A 14899-nucleotide genomic window follows, 5' to 3' on the forward strand; every position below is an offset into this window, starting at 1 on the left:
GAAAAGCCTTGATTAGATTCACTCCAATCAAGGCTTTTTCTTTCACAGCAATAGCACTAAAAACTTAACGATCAAATCTTAGCGCTAAAAAGAACTGCAACCGACGCAATGTTAGATTTGTTTAAGCAGGCTCACCATTTCATAAGCACATAACGCGGACTCTTCACCCTTGTTACCGGCTTTTGTACCAGCACGCTCAATGGCTTGTTCTATGGTATCGACCGTTAGAATGCCGAAAGAAATCGGCACATTAGTGTCTAAAGAGATTTTACCCAGGCCACTTACTGCTTCGCCTGCAACATAATCAAAATGCGGCGTAGAACCACGAATAACCGCACCTAACGCAATAACAGCATCATACTTACCGCTTTCTGCTAATTTTTTAACCACAAGGGGCACTTCAAATGCACCAGGACAGCTCACCAAAGTAATATCATCTTCACTGATACCGTGTCGTGTTAAACCACGCACAGCACCCTCGACCAATTTATCCACGACAAATTCATTCCAAGTGGTATTCACAATGACAAATTTAGCATCTAGCGGCGTAAAGTTACCTTCAATCTTTTTCATTTTTTTCCCTTACTTATCTGTATCACTAATATTGTTAGTTAATGCTTTAAAGCTTAATTCTGCAATTAAACTGGCTAGTTTTGGTATTCGAGATAGTCCACCACTTCTAATTCAAAGCCAGAGATACCGGTAAATTTCATTGGACTACTTAGCAGTTTCATTTTACTCACCCCAAGATCCCTTAAAATTTGAGAGCCAGTCCCTATAGTGACATAAGAACCTGAACTGTCGATATTGCCATTCGGTTGGGGCTTTTGACGGCCAAAAAAAGTTTCCACCGAACTCACTAAATCTTCTCTCTCACCCACATTTAATAAGACCAATACCCCAGCATCGGATTCTGCAATAACCTTAAGAGCCTCAGCCATAGGCCAGCTGTTTGAATCTGGACTACTAACGCCCAACATATCCCTAAGAGTTTCCTCAGATTGAACGCGTACTAAAGGTGTTTTGGCAGCCTTAATATCACCATGAGTTAATGCCATATGGGTTTCATTATTAATGGTATCTTTATAGAGGTGCAGGTCAAATTCACCAAAGCCAGTAGTGAGCTTATCTTGGCTCAGTTTTTCAATAGTATGTTCATTGGCCATGCGATATTTAATTAAGTCGGCAATGGTTCCAACTTTTAAATCATGTTCTTTGGCAAAGACTTCAAGCTCTGGACGTCTTGCCATGGTGCCATCTTCGTTCATGATTTCGACAATACAACTAGACGGCTGAAGACCGGCAAGAGCCGCTAAGTCACAACCCGCTTCAGTATGGCCAGCACGTAATAACACACCCGCCGCTTGTGCTCTTAAAGGAAAAATATGACCGGGCTGGACAATATCATCTGGCTTGCCCATAGGGTTAACGGCAGCTAATACTGTTTTCGCTCTATCGGCGGCACTAATACCTGTCGTAACGCCTTCTGCCGCCTCAATCGATACGGTAAAAGGCGTACTAAATTTAGAGCCATTGCCTGCCACCATAGATGGTAACCCTAGGTAATCACAGCGCTCTGGTGTTAATGTGAGGCAAATCAGCCCTCTGGCTTTACTGGCCATAAAGTTAATGATTTCAGGCGTGACTTTCTCAGCGGCAACAATGATATCACCTTCATTTTCCCTGTCTTCATCATCCATCAAAATCACCATTTTACCGGCTTTGATATCTGCAATGATCTCTTCAATACTATTAAGTGCCATTAGATACTCTCTATTTATTCTGTAACGCTTAATGGAGAGAAGCGAGCTGATAACCTCACCCAAGCTCCATTAAAAACATGGTTGATTTCATGTAAACAAGGATATAAAGGTTTATATCAGTCTATACCCAGATTAATACGTTATACGATGCTGCCCTCATTAGAGTGGGGGCAATAAACTCTTTTTCAATAAATATCACTTATACAAAATTGCGCTTATCTTGACATAGTGAACTTGAGTTTAATTTGATAGAGATCATTTTAGCAAGTTAAAAACCAAGGGATAAGCTATTGAAACTTAATCAAAATACAGTGAATTCAAAAGATAAAAAAGAGAGCCAAGAAAGAATTGAGTCGGTTTCCTAGATGAACAGTGACTCTATTCATGAGAAGTGACTCGACAAGCATAAAAAAAGCCACGTCATTAGACGTGGCAAAAACGCTTTGAGGAGTAGTAAGTATTAAAAGTTAAAAGCCTTGGCCTGGCACCCAATTCGTTCCCGCTAAAGGCACACGTGCCATTGCCGCGGACTCGACAGTCAAAGCAACAAGGTCTTCAGGTTCTAAATTACGCAAATCATTTTTACCACAAGCACGAGCCAAGGTTTGCGCTTCAAGCGTTAGTACCCTTAGATAATTAGCCAGTCGATTACCTGCTGCAACAGGATCAAGTCGTTTCATTAAGTCTGGGTCTTGAGTCGAAATACCAGCTGGGTCCTTACCTTCTTGGTAATCATCATAAAAACCTGCTGCTGAGCCAATCTTTTTGAAATCGTCGTCCCATTTAGGGTCATTACAGCCCAATGCAACAAGCGCAGCTGTCCCTATGGCAACAGCATCTGCACCCAGCGCCATACATTTGGCCACATCAGCACCATTACGTATGCCACCTGATACGATAAGCTGCACTTTACGATGCATCCCCATTTCCTGTAGCGCTTGCACTGCCTGTGGAATTGCGGCCAAAGTCGGAATGCCAACATGTTCAATAAAGACCTCTTGTGTCGCGGCAGTTCCCCCTTGCATACCGTCAACCACGATGACATCCGCCCCTGCTTTTACCGCTAATTTCACATCATAATAAGTACGGGTTGCCCCAACTTTGATATAAATAGGCACTTGCCAGTCAGTAATTTCCCTTATCTCTTGAATCTTAATTGCTAAATCATCAGGTCCTGTCCAATCAGGGTGACGACATGCTGAACGCTGATCAATACCTTTTGGCAAATTACGCATTTGAGCGACACGATCTGTTATTTTTTGACCCAATAACATACCGCCCCCACCCGGTTTCGCCCCCTGTCCAAGTACAATTTCAATGGCATCAGCTTTACGTAAGTCATCCGGGTTCATACCATAGCGAGAGGGTAAATATTGATACACTAACTTACTGGATTGGCCTCTTTCTTCTGGCGTCATACCACCATCCCCAGTGGTTGTCGAAGTACCCGCAATTGTCGCGCCTCGACCTAAGGCTTCTTTTGCATTTGCAGAAAGCGCACCAAAGCTCATACCTGCAATCGTCACTGGGGTATCAATTATGATCGGTTTTTTAGCAAAACGTGAACCTAAGGTCACACGGGTATTACAAGTTTCACGATAGCCCTCTAGTGGGTAACGAGAGACACTTGCCCCTAAAAACAATAAATCATCAAAGTGAGGAAGTTTACGCTTAGCCCCAAATCCTCGAATATCATAAATGCCAGTATCAGCCGCACGACGAATTTCAGCCATAGTGGTACGGTCAAAGGTAGCTGACTCTCTTAGGTTCTCATTATTTTCCTGACTCATTAGGCAGTCCTCCTCAAGAATTTAATAGGCTGATGCATTATCAACTTTGAATGTATAAAGCTCGCGTGCGGAACCATAACGTGTAAACGCGGTTACATCTTCTTCAATACCTGCGCTATCCAGCAAGGCTTGAAGCTCTTTTACATGCTCATCTCGCATGTCTTTTTTAATGCAATCCGCGCCTAATGATTTCACCTTACCTTTGACGTAAATGTGAACTTCATACAAGGAATCACCCAATGCCTCACCAGCATCACCACATACAACAAGCGATCCAGACTGCCCCATAAAACAACTCATATGGCCCACATCACCTTTCACGACAATATCAACCCCTTTCATTGAGATGCCACAACGAGCGCCCGCATTGCCTTCTATTACAAGCAAACCACCATGGGCCGTTGCGCCAGCAGCTTGAGAAGCATCGCCCTTAACTCGGACCACACCAGACATCATGTTTTCTGCCACCCCTTGGCCAGCATTACCATGGACCGTAATCTTGGCGGTTTTATTCATACCTGCACAGAAATAGCCAGCATGCCCGTGGATATCAACCTTGATATCCGCATCAAGACCGACGGCGATATTATGTCCACCTTTAGTATTTTCAACACGCCATTCTCTATGGGTTTCAATATTATTTTCTGTATGTAGTGACTGATTCAATTCACGTACCGTTTTTTGGGCTAAATCAACAGTAATCATTCATGCTCTCCTATACCTATTTACGTTCCCAAATGTAGAAAGTGGCTGGTTCAGGTTCCCACACTTTGGCTTGTTCTATACCTGGTAAGCTGGCGAGAGCCTGATATTCTGATGCCATGGCCACATAATCTTCAGTTTCAGCCAGTACCGCTGGTTTGCAGGCTATTGGGTCACGCATTACAGCAAAACCGTCTTTTGTCCCTATCGTGAAAGTAAAAAAACCATCAAGGTCATTTAGCGCATTTTCAAGAGCTTCTTTTAAAGAGTCGCCTTGTTTTAAACGCCAAGTGAGGTATCCAGCCGCCACTTCTGAGTCATTCTCAGTCTCAAAGCTAATACCGTCACGTTTTAACTTATCGCGTAAGCGATTGTGGTTTGAAAGTGAGCCATTATGGACAAGGCACAGATCTGAACCTGTAGAAAAAGGGTGGCTGCCTTCCATGGTGACCGCTGATTCGGTCGCCATGCGAGTATGACCTATAATGTGGCTTCCCTTCATTGCACTTAGGTTAAACTTAGAAGCAATGACTTCAGGTAACCCCACCTCTTTTAAGATTTCAATTGATTTACCCGCGCTCAACACCTGAATGCTAGGGTAATGTTGTGACAGCCAAGTACGTACTGTGTCTTCCTGTGATTGCGCCTTTAACACGGCCACATTCACGTTCACTGTACACTGTACGTCACATCCTAATTCACTTGAAATTTGCTGCTCTAACTCAGCCCATGTATGGGTATTATCTGCATCTTTCAACGTCAACTTAACCCAATTATCTGGAACATCATCACCATAAATAGCAAACCCTGCACTATCAGGGCCACGATCTGTCATTGTGATTAACATAGGCTCAAACAAAGCACCTAAGTCATTTTCAAATCGATCGTTTTTTAAATACAAGCCAACAATTCCGCACACAATAGATACTCCTATTTGATATAAATCTTATTACCCTATCGCCTTAGAAAAACTCTGCGTATTTAGCCACTTCCCAGGTTGAGACATGTCTTGAATACTCAAGCCATTCAGCCCGTTTGATTTTTAAAAACTCACTCACAATTTCCTGACCCATCAAATCAATGAAGTGCGTATTTTTTTCAAGTTCATCAAGGGCATCATTTAAAGTTTGAGGCAGGATTGAAATATTTCGCTCAGCAATTTCAGCAAGGGAAAGGTCATATAAATTGATGTTGGTTGGCTCGCCCGGATCAAGTTTTCGATCAATACCATCAAGGCCTGCTGCGATGAGTGCAGCATGAACAAGGTAAGGATTACAACCAGAGTCAGGTAAACGAAATTCTAAACGACCATATGGAATTCGAACCAATGCAGAGCGATTATTATCACCATAACATTCATAGGCGGGCGCCCAAGTCGCACCGGAATCACTTCCTCCTACAACTAAACGTTTATAAGAATTCACCGTCGGTGCAGCAAAGGCACAAATGGCTTTTGCATGGGCTAAAATACCCGCGGTGAAATGGTAAGCCATTTTTGAAAGGCCCATATTGTGCTTGTCAGAATCGTCATTAAACAGATTCTTACCTGACTCATCCGTAATGGATAAATGAAAGTGCATACCATTACCTGTTTTATCTTGAGCAGGTTTAGGCATAAAGGAACAAATAATGTCCATGTCATTGGCAATTTCACCAGCCGCCATTCGAACGAAGGTAAATCGATCCGCTGATTCAAGTGCATCTCCATAGGTATAATTTATTTCAAATTGACCATTCGCATCTTCATGGTCAATTTGATATACATCAAAATCTACAGCTTGAAGTGATTCAACCAATCGCTCCAAAAATTCACGAGAACGAGACAGGCCTTTATAGTCATAACAAGGCTTATCTAGAGTGTCGGATTTATCGACCGGTATTAGTTCCCCCTTTTCCCCCTTATTGAATAAATAAAACTCAGGTTCTAGCCCTGTATTTAAGGTCCATCCTTTCTCCTCTAGCTTGCTAAGCTGTTTTTTTAATACTGCACGGGAGCAATAAGGATGCAGCTCATCATTAACATAGCCATCACATGCCATACGAGCATATCCCGGCTGCCAAGGGACGATACTGAGTGTTGAAAGATCCCCTCTGGCTAAAAAATCTGGTCCATGGGGCTCCATCGCTAAACCACTCACTGCAAACCCTGCGAACCCAGCTCCTTTTTCGACCACATCAAATATATTCTTAGCAGGTACCGATTTGGTTTTCGCGACACCATGAATATCGACAAATTGTGCTAGCACATATTTGATTTTATTTTTTTCAAGGAAGTCTTCCACAACATGTTTCTGCATTGCCTATCTCCTACTTTTTATGAATAAACCTTGTCTAGCTTACTGCTTCCATCGGCCTTGCTAATGCATAACAAACCAACTAGAAGCACTTCACTTTTCGAACAAACCACCAATAAAACAGAGCTAAAACGTACACCAAAAACTTAAATAAATTTCCTGTCAGGAATTTTTATTTCCTGAGAGGATAGAATATGATATTTATAAATACAACCCATTTAGTGGCTTCTTAGAAAAAGTTTTTACTCATCTTGCAGACAAATAGCAGCAAGCTTGGGTGTATATACCTAGGGACTTTGATCCACGTTAAGGTAGGAACTTATTCCTAGTTTCCTTAGAGATAATGCCTTTAATAAAAATAAATTAACGGTATTCAGAAGCCTCTTAGCACTGTATAAATAAAGGCTTTTCGCTTTTTATGATTTAAATATCATTATTTTTAATAGGTAGGATTAATTTAATGGATAACGATGCATCATCACGTCACGCGAAAGCACTTAATAGTGGCGAAATCAGCCACAGGCACGGCACATCTACCAAACTTAGATTAGAAGATTACATCGCGATGCAAATCAGAAATAAACGGGTTTCACAAAATTTGAAAATTTCTGAAGTCGCTCGTATTTCCAAAATAAGCCAAGGCATGATAAGTAAGATTGAGAATGCACAAGTATCAACCAGCTTAGATACCCTAGGTAAATTATGTGATTCAATCGGGCTTTCTATCTCACAACTGTTTGCTGACTATGACAGACCTGAAGGAGGCGCTCAGCTCACTAAAGCTGGAAAAGGAATGGAAGTGGTACGAAGAGGCACAGACAAAGGCCATACTTACCAGTTGCTCAGTTACAATCGTGGGCAAGAACAGACCTATGAACCTTTTTTGATTACCATGGATGATGCTAGCGAAGTCTTCCCTACCTTTTCACATCCAGGACAAGAGTTTGTCTATTTACTTGAAGGGAAATTAGAATATCGTCACGGTAACCATCTCTATAAAATGGAACCTGGCGATTCCATTTCATTTGACGCTGACATCCCTCATGGCCCTGAGGTATTACATCAAGTACCCATAAAAATATTATCATTCATTATGCATAAGTCTTAGGAAACCGACGAATAAACCCTCCCGCCTCAGCGTCTGCATAAAATCACTTTGATTTATGGCGATGGGCGCAACTTAATCGTGATTCTATTAATCAGATCCTCAATTTAAAGAGAGGTTTTTAGGCTATAAAGAGTGGCTTTATCATCTTTTTTGATCAAGCCATGGGGCTTCCCTATAGACACTAAACAATGCAATTTAGAGGCATTTTACTCAGTAAGTCATCTTAACTAATGTTTCTTTTATCAATACCTCAAAATACATTTTGTCTTTATCACATTTATCTTGATTATCCCTAAAATCATCGCGGCACCTTGGGTTACAAAAACCCACAGTATGACCAAGATATAAGGTTAATGAGTCCATCGAGACCGCTTTACCAGAACGTGGACAGTATTGATTCAGTATTTTGCTAACTTGCGGCATGTTTAACCTCTTTTAAGGGTGATAGACAAGGTTTTATTCTAACTAAGCTATGGCTAAACGAAAGTCATAAAGTGACACCTATGGGTAATAAAAGGACATAAAAAAAGCGCCATTAAATACATAATGGCGCTTATAACTATAAAGTTTCATTTAATCATGAAGCTTTATTCAACAACAGGATCATCAATAATTGTGACATTTTCTAGCACATATTGATCTAGCACCCACTCATAGCTTTTATATATTTCATATCTATCTGGGTAGGTTTTACCAATCTCATCCCAACGCTTAATGCCATTTGAGTAATCAGACCCTGAAATGACACCTTTAAATTCGAATTCTTCATTATTATGAGGATTTCTGACTGTTGTAGTATAAGGCACTTCAACTTCACTATTTTCAACTTGCATGCGAGCCAACATCAATCCATAAGCAGGCACGTTAGCTGGCATCGCTTCTTTAATCGTGGTTTGTGTACTATTTGTCACATTTTCACCTACGGTTGTAGAAGCACTAAAGGTCTCTGAAAAACTAAAAGTAATAGAACCACTTTGTTCCACGGTGGCAGGTACGCCCACTTTATAACTTTCTGTTAAACTCACGCCAGCAGTAGCAGAAACGCCTAAGGTTTCAGTCCAAGTGTCCGTTTCACTTTTGCCGTCTATATACCAAACTTCTGCACTATCCCCTTGCTGAAGACTCGAGGAGTTTTGTAATAAGCGTTCACCAAAATAAGTTTGGGTGCCTGAATGTTCACTAATTTGATCCCAATGAATATCAACACCAATTTCTTCTAACTCAAGCCTATCACCAATACATGGATAAATACTCCAGATCTTACTATCACTGGCTGTCCCCGCGAACCCCACCACAGAGCGCGTCGAAACGGCGAGGTCATAAGATTGCCATTTATCCCAGCCATTATTCGAACCAAAATATAATTCACGTGTGGAACCGTCATGCATATCTTCAACATATAATCTAATACGCGAAATATTATCCGCATTTTTCTTATACATACGCCAGCCTTGAATATACTCAGTGCCGCCTAAAAGCTTTTGAGTCCCGCTGCCTGTGGTTTTGCCTACTAATTCATCATCAGCGTATAAGTATTCAATCTTCAACCCTTTAATACGCTCATCACCGCTATATGCAGTAATCGCGGTGATTTTATCTCCAGGCATCCGTGTATTCATGTAGCTATCACACATATCAAAGTCGCTACCTTTACTTGATTTACCAAAGCTCACGCTTTCGAAGTAAGTAATGGTCCCGCCATTTTCTGGTGTATTAAAGTACTCATCTAACAAGTTATCCGCAACCACCACTTGTGAGCTTGCTAAAATCGATGCTATCACAGTTATTTTTTTCATTATTATCATCCGTATATGAATATTGAATTTGCAAAAGTAGGAAGTATTTCGGTTCATAAAATTATTTTTCACCCACACTCTCTTAAAAACAACTTAACAAAATATCAACCTCAATTTGCAAAATGAGTATCTATTCACGACACCGATTCAGACAATAAAAAATAAAGACAACCAACTAAAAAATATGGACAAAATAAAACAGGTTCACTTTTTGAACAATTTAGTATCATATTTTAATTACGAAAGAGTTTTCATTAGATTAGATATTGTTAATATAAATCCTTTCGGTTTACTTACGAAAATAAAACCGATATAAATAATAAAGAGACAAAAATTTTAAAAAAACTTTTTCGATGAGATAAGATTTGAAACATTTATCCTTCAACTTAATGTCAATATATTCACTTCATATCGCTTATAAGTTTTATCTTAAATATGATTTGAACCTTAAAGAGCTATATCATACTTGTAATATCTCTTATCAGGACTTGCAAGATGAACATAATCAAATAACAGTAGAAACCTTCTTAAAATCCATTCAACTCATTAAAAATCATATGCCAGAGGACCTAAGCTTGGCACATGAGCTAGAAAAGCATCTCAGTTTCTCTGACTTTGGCAGCTTTGGTTTCGCGTTACTGGCTGCACCGAGTTTAGCTGATGGTTTAGATTTATTAATTCGAGGCTTTGCTGTTATGGAGCCTAATTTTGAATTTAAATGCACGGATGTTGACAACCAATTCATTCAATTTAGTGTTGAAAACCTTGGGAGCTTTAAAGAGTTTAATGAAGATATTTTAGATTTAAGCATTTTGATGTTAAAAAAATATATCCGATGTTTCTTTACAAATGAAAATGAGAAAGACTTCAATAAAACCTACATAAAAGATTATCAAGCAGATTGTAATAATCGAAGAATACACATTGACAGAGTATTATTATCAAAACCTTCAATCATGAGCCACCCAACATTTTTCAAGAACAACAAATATAAGATATTAAAAAAATCAAAACACCACAAAAGAATATTGGGCTGCGTTCTCAGTGTTAACAAACTCATTCGATATAATCTAAGAAAGGGGCACAAACCAAGCTTAAATGAGGTTTCCGCTCAACTAGGAACAACCAGTAAAACCCTATCAAGATTATTAAAATCACATAACACAAGTTTTCAAATATGTTTAGATCAAGTTATTTGTGATGAGGCAATTAACTTAATTAAAGCTGAGTTTAATACAAAAGAAATTGCCTATACTTTGGGCTTTCAATCCATTGCCGGACTTAATTATCTATTTATAAAAAAATACGGATTAACCTTGAATCAATTAAAAGGGTCATTAGGTTTCTCTTAGCAGCATGCTGCCCGCCGCGCCTAACATAGTCGTTGCAGCACCTCGATGTAATAAGGTTTGTGCTTTTTTACTCGACAACGCTTGTCTGACCGCCATAGCTGCCAAAATAAAAACAGCGCCAATTACACCTAACACAAGCATGGTACTGGGTACTAATACCAATGCCCAAGTCTTCATATTTACCAATTCTAAATCAATTACGACCGGAAGAAGCGCCATATAAAATGCAATCGTTTTAGGGTTACCTAAGGTGATGGTATAGCCAGAAATAGCGGCACTAATGTAATCTTTTCTCTTAGGCTGTATTTGACTATCTAGGTTTTGATGCTCTGCTGTCCAAAAGCAATAGGCTAAATAACACAAATAACAAAGCGCGCCCCATTTCACCAAAACAAACAACAAACTAAAACTAGCAGCCAGTATTGCCAATCCAAAGACAGCAAAGGATAAATAGGTTAAATCCCCCAAGATTAAACCCAATAACATCACAAAGCCTGCACCCGTTCCGGTATTCACACTCCTTGCTACAAGTGCTGTCATACCTGGCCCGGGAATAACCGCTGCGATTGCTAGTGCCGTCATGTATGCCAATATTTGTGTTAATTCCAAGCTCATTACTCCTCATTAGCTATTCAGTTTTTAAATGCTAAAATACGGCATAAATTAGCGAGTTTCTTGAATGTTATTGCTTATTTATCCATATTAAACATCTTAAAACGCATCTGAAAATTGCAACCTTGACCTTTGCCACCTGACTCAACACTGATGACACCGCCTTGTAGTTCAACCAAGGCTTTAGTAATGGATAAGCCAAGCCCCATATGGCCACTTTCATTACTTCGACTATCGCTGATACGATAAAATCGATCGAATATAAAAGGCAGGTGCTCTGCTTGGATACCTGCCCCCTGATCCCTTACTTCTAAGACTAAATATGCACTTTCTTGCGATACTTTTAGTAAAATCTCACCACCATCTTTGCTGTACCTTAAAGCATTGCTGACAAGGTTGCTGAGCACTTGAATCATGCGCTCTTCGTCCAACAAAGCAGTGTCTTTTTCAAGTTCGACGCAAGTTGAAAGTGTCACATCCGCCTTTTCACATTGCGCCTGATAAGCCCTCTCAATACGAGTAAATAAGCCAGTTAGGCTTATATCCACACAAATAACACTTAAGGTTTGTTTATCAGCATCAGACAGGATGGTTAAATCACTTAATAACCGTTTAATGTGCCCTATTTCAGTTGATATAATCGCCAATTTGGACGGATCTAAAGGGCTATTTAAATCCTGAGCCATTTCAATATAACCAGAAATCACCTGCAAGGGTGTACCCAAATCATGAGCAATATCAGCGGTCATTTGACGCCTTTTTGTATCTGCTAGGGTTAATTCAGCACTCATTTTATTAAAACTATCTGCTAATTCACCGAGTTCATCATGGGACGTTTTCACAACTGATTGTTGCAAATCCCCTTTTGCCATGGCCTGACTTGCTTTAGTTAACGCCTCGATTGGCCTTAGCAAGTATTTTGCTAATATTCCCCCTAAGATCGCCGCCACAAATAACGCCGTGGCCACGGCGATGAGAAGGACTTGATTGGTATGTTCAAAAAAGATTTTTTTCTCTGATTTAAGACTAATACCTTTGCCATCTTTCGGTACAAACCAAGCGATGAGCTTACCTTCAAACTCTATGGGTATTATCTTGGTGAGATAAACATCAGGTGGAACGTCTCCTGGGGAGAAAGTTAAAAATTGCTTTAGGACACGTTTATCAGCATCTAAAATACCATGTTGATTAATGCGTACTTTGGCCGATTTAGGAGGTGTTTTTTTGCCCTTTCGCTCAGTTAATTTAGAAGCATTAGGCTTTTTGGGGTGTAGGTTGGCATAGTATTCTTCAAATCCTTGCCAAGACCTTTCAATCTGGTACCAACTAAGTACCTCAGCAATAATTTCGGCTTGTTGCTCTTGATTTACCAAACTTTTTAATCTTTGATCTGAGGTTAAATAAATCAGCAAAAAAATCAGAATGCCGGTAAAACTTGTTAAGGCAAAGTAGCTTAAAATAAGTTTTGCTCTTAGTGATATTTTCATTAGTTGATAGCACTAAGTCGATAGCCAACGCCAAACACACTGTCAATTTCAAATGCCTTGTTCGTATTTTGCTTTAGCTTAATGCGTAAATTTCGAATATGTATTTTGAGAGTGGATTCAAGCCCTGTATTGCCATTTTCGATTAGATAACGGCATAACTCAGCTTTATTAACCGTTTGCTCAGCATACTGTAACAATAGGCTTAACAAACAAAATTCACTGCTGGTTAAAGGAATCAGCTGCCCTTTATAAATCGCATCATGGCGATGTTTATCCAGCTCTAACTCCGCAAAAGAAAGATGCGTTGTCAGCGTCTCATGTTTTATACAACGCCTCAGTACGGCCTTTATCCTAACGAGCAATTCACTTAGCTTAAACGGTTTGATTAAATAATCATCAGCGCCTAATTCAAAGCCCTTAATCAAATCACCTTCATGCTGCTTTGCCGTGACCATAATAACCGGAAGATCATGGGTTTGACGCATAGTATGAATAAAACCATAGCCGTCCATTTCAGGCATCATAATGTCTAATAAAATAAGATCAGGAACCCTTTCTTCTAATGCTAAAAGGGCTGCTTTACCATTTGATGCCAATCTAACCTGATACCCATGGCCGGTTAAAAATTCACTCAGCAGCTGTTGTACATTGCTTTTATCATCCACAACTAAGATGGTTTCGCTCATTTCACTTCCAGTTAAAACGAAAAAGGCTTCTTGGATGAAGCCTTTCATGTTTAGGTTATTTGACTTGATATCTTAATAATACTTGGTTATCCAGCACGACATTCGTTGACCAAATAAATTCAGCGCCAGCGCCTGCGAATTTTTCTCTAAAATTCATATAAGCATTTTTATTATCGACACCAATGACTGACTCAGTATAAGTCGTCGCTGCTGGCCAGTTGCTTGAATCAAAAGATTCTGCTTGCCAATTATTTGGGGTTTTCCAATGGATAGCATAGGCACTTAAACCGTTATCTTGGCCTTTAGTTGTACAAGCGCTTGACTGTCGAACTTGTCCTGATTCCTTCAAACAGGCCAAATCATATACGGGTGCGGTATAATAGGTTTGCGCCTGCCAATCAGCATTCGTTATTGTGCCATCACTAAAACTTGCGATAAAACCCCCATCTCCTGGGTGATAATCACTGCCTCGATTACTTTCTGTTCCAAGGCCTAGGTTTTCTTCCCAATCAATCACTCTAACAGCAATGCTATAAGGCTTTTTCACCTTAAATTTCACCACACTCGAATTAAACTGAGTAAAAGGAACAGAATCCACCCCTACCATTACGCCATTGATATAAAGCTCAAAATAATTATCCGCAAAGATGTAACCCGTAATGACATCCCCGTCAGCATCCACTTCAACAACCGGAACCGCGCCTAAATTAACTTGAGATAAGTTATCAGGACGAAAGCCAGTACATTCATTGTGTAAGTCGGTACTTATGGGTGCCGATTCAAAGTGGTTTACACTAGGGACAGTCCAGGTATTTCCTTTAACATCGTCGACCTCACCAACGCCTGCAATTCGCGCTCTCCCTCGTTCACATTCATATAAACTTTTGACGATGGTTTTGGCTGGCCCCTGGCTGATAAAGCCAGAACCTTGATAATCAGAGAGTGAGCTTGATGTAACCGGTAAATTGCTTTTAGAACAGCCAGCTATGGCTAACATAGTAAGACTGATGGCAAGTAGTTTCATGGGCTTATTCCTTGTTAATACGTTCATAAAATACCGTTATTAAAGACCTTACAAGTTAGTTAAGGAAGGATAGGATCAAATCCTAACAAAGCGTCAAGGCCTAATGGTTTAGATTTAGTTTAGACTGGCATTTTTATTCTTCTTTCAATAGTGATTCATCAGGCTATTCATCATATCGAGGTAAATTGCCCTTTATGCCAAGTTGAATACACACCGACTCGGGTTGAGATTTTGTGTAAACATCAATGGATGAAAAGCATACTTGGCAGTGATCACCTGCTTGAC

The 14899-nt window shown here is 40.0% G+C and carries 14 protein-coding genes; 2 read left to right on the plus strand and 12 right to left on the minus strand.

What is annotated here, in order from left to right:
• Positions 1–111: 111 nt before the first annotated feature.
• The 6 genes from ribE to glnT all read right to left on the minus strand — a co-directional run bounded on the left by ribE (position 112) and on the right by glnT (position 6552).
• The gene (ribE, locus tag MED121_RS17645) at positions 112–573 is read right to left on the minus strand and encodes a 6,7-dimethyl-8-ribityllumazine synthase (RefSeq protein ID WP_009835112.1); all 462 of its coding nucleotides are present in this window, start codon (positions 571–573) and stop codon (positions 112–114) included.
• A 74-nt stretch (positions 574–647) separates the two neighbouring features.
• Positions 648–1763 carry a bifunctional 3,4-dihydroxy-2-butanone-4-phosphate synthase/GTP cyclohydrolase II gene (gene ribBA, locus MED121_RS17650; protein ID WP_009835113.1) on the minus strand — a complete coding sequence of 372 codons (1116 nt, stop codon included), beginning with the start codon at positions 1761–1763 and terminating at the stop codon, positions 648–650.
• 467 nt (positions 1764–2230) lie between these two features.
• The gene (locus MED121_RS17655; RefSeq protein ID WP_009835114.1) at positions 2231–3553 is read right to left on the minus strand and encodes an FMN-binding glutamate synthase family protein; all 1323 of its coding nucleotides are present in this window, start codon (positions 3551–3553) and stop codon (positions 2231–2233) included.
• A 21-nt stretch (positions 3554–3574) separates the two neighbouring features.
• Positions 3575–4258, minus strand: a complete 684-nt coding sequence (locus MED121_RS17660) for a protein glxC (RefSeq protein ID WP_009835115.1) — start codon at positions 4256–4258, stop codon at positions 3575–3577.
• A 16-nt stretch (positions 4259–4274) separates the two neighbouring features.
• On the minus strand, positions 4275–5174 hold the full coding sequence (locus tag MED121_RS17665; RefSeq protein WP_036181007.1) for a glutamine amidotransferase family protein: 900 nt from the start codon (positions 5172–5174) through the stop codon (positions 4275–4277).
• A 43-nt stretch (positions 5175–5217) separates the two neighbouring features.
• Entirely contained in the window at positions 5218–6552 is a 1335-nt protein-coding gene (glnT, locus tag MED121_RS17670) for a type III glutamate--ammonia ligase (RefSeq protein WP_009835117.1), read from the minus strand.
• A gap of 457 nt (positions 6553–7009) precedes the next feature.
• Between glnT and MED121_RS17675 the strand changes: the two genes are divergently transcribed.
• Positions 7010–7657 (plus strand): XRE family transcriptional regulator, encoded by a 648-nt coding sequence (locus MED121_RS17675; RefSeq protein ID WP_009835118.1) that lies wholly within the window; start codon positions 7010–7012, stop codon positions 7655–7657.
• A gap of 210 nt (positions 7658–7867) precedes the next feature.
• Here MED121_RS17675 and MED121_RS17680 read toward each other — a convergent pair whose 3' ends face one another.
• Together MED121_RS17680 and MED121_RS17685 are read right to left on the minus strand one after the other, a co-directional pair.
• Positions 7868–8080 carry a hypothetical protein gene (locus tag MED121_RS17680; protein WP_036181008.1) on the minus strand — a complete coding sequence of 71 codons (213 nt, stop codon included), beginning with the start codon at positions 8078–8080 and terminating at the stop codon, positions 7868–7870.
• Positions 8081–8244: 164 nt separating this feature from the next.
• A complete protein-coding gene (locus MED121_RS17685) occupies positions 8245–9453 on the minus strand; it encodes an ETX/MTX2 family pore-forming toxin (protein WP_009835119.1) in 1209 nt (402 codons plus the stop codon).
• Between the two features lie 365 nt (positions 9454–9818).
• On the opposite strand from MED121_RS17685, the gene MED121_RS17690 reads away from it, so the two are divergent.
• On the plus strand, positions 9819–10805 hold the full coding sequence (locus MED121_RS17690) for an AraC family transcriptional regulator (protein ID WP_131471003.1): 987 nt from the start codon (positions 9819–9821) through the stop codon (positions 10803–10805).
• Here the strand turns inward: MED121_RS17690 and MED121_RS17695 are convergent.
• The 4 genes from MED121_RS17695 to MED121_RS17710 form a co-directional block, all read right to left on the minus strand.
• Positions 10791–11414 (minus strand): LysE family translocator, encoded by a 624-nt coding sequence (locus MED121_RS17695; RefSeq protein ID WP_242603223.1) that lies wholly within the window; start codon positions 11412–11414, stop codon positions 10791–10793. The genes MED121_RS17690 and MED121_RS17695 overlap by 15 nt on opposite strands.
• A gap of 80 nt (positions 11415–11494) precedes the next feature.
• Positions 11495–12904, minus strand: a complete 1410-nt coding sequence (locus tag MED121_RS23845) for a HAMP domain-containing sensor histidine kinase (RefSeq protein WP_009835122.1) — start codon at positions 12902–12904, stop codon at positions 11495–11497.
• Complete coding sequence (locus tag MED121_RS17705; RefSeq protein ID WP_036181150.1) at positions 12904–13590, minus strand: response regulator transcription factor; 687 nt, start codon at positions 13588–13590, stop codon at positions 12904–12906. The genes MED121_RS23845 and MED121_RS17705 overlap by 1 nt, the downstream gene beginning before the upstream one ends.
• Positions 13591–13645: 55 nt before the next feature.
• Positions 13646–14614, minus strand: a complete 969-nt coding sequence (locus MED121_RS17710; protein ID WP_009835124.1) for a hypothetical protein — start codon at positions 14612–14614, stop codon at positions 13646–13648.
• Between the last annotated feature and the right edge of the window lie 285 nt (positions 14615–14899).

The organism is Marinomonas sp. MED121 (assembly GCF_000153025.1).
Lineage (GTDB): Bacteria > Pseudomonadota > Gammaproteobacteria > Pseudomonadales > Marinomonadaceae > Marinomonas.

Coding starts and splice junctions, on each gene's coding strand:
- MED121_RS17660 (WP_009835115.1), bottom strand. CDS start 4,258: ATGATTACTGTTGATTTAGCCCAAAAAACGGTACGTGAATTGAATCAG.
- MED121_RS17675 (WP_009835118.1), top strand. CDS start 7,010: ATGGATAACGATGCATCATCACGTCACGCGAAAGCACTTAATAGTGGC.
- MED121_RS17705 (WP_036181150.1), bottom strand. CDS start 13,590: ATGAGCGAAACCATCTTAGTTGTGGATGATAAAAGCAATGTACAACAG.
- glnT (WP_009835117.1), bottom strand. CDS start 6,552: ATGCAGAAACATGTTGTGGAAGACTTCCTTGAAAAAAATAAAATCAAA.
- MED121_RS17710 (WP_009835124.1), bottom strand. CDS start 14,614: ATGAAACTACTTGCCATCAGTCTTACTATGTTAGCCATAGCTGGCTGT.
- MED121_RS17685 (WP_009835119.1), bottom strand. CDS start 9,453: ATGAAAAAAATAACTGTGATAGCATCGATTTTAGCAAGCTCACAAGTG.
- MED121_RS17655 (WP_009835114.1), bottom strand. CDS start 3,553: ATGAGTCAGGAAAATAATGAGAACCTAAGAGAGTCAGCTACCTTTGAC.
- ribE (WP_009835112.1), bottom strand. CDS start 573: ATGAAAAAGATTGAAGGTAACTTTACGCCGCTAGATGCTAAATTTGTC.
- MED121_RS23845 (WP_009835122.1), bottom strand. CDS start 12,904: ATGAAAATATCACTAAGAGCAAAACTTATTTTAAGCTACTTTGCCTTA.
- ribBA (WP_009835113.1), bottom strand. CDS start 1,763: ATGGCACTTAATAGTATTGAAGAGATCATTGCAGATATCAAAGCCGGT.
- MED121_RS17680 (WP_036181008.1), bottom strand. CDS start 8,080: ATGCCGCAAGTTAGCAAAATACTGAATCAATACTGTCCACGTTCTGGT.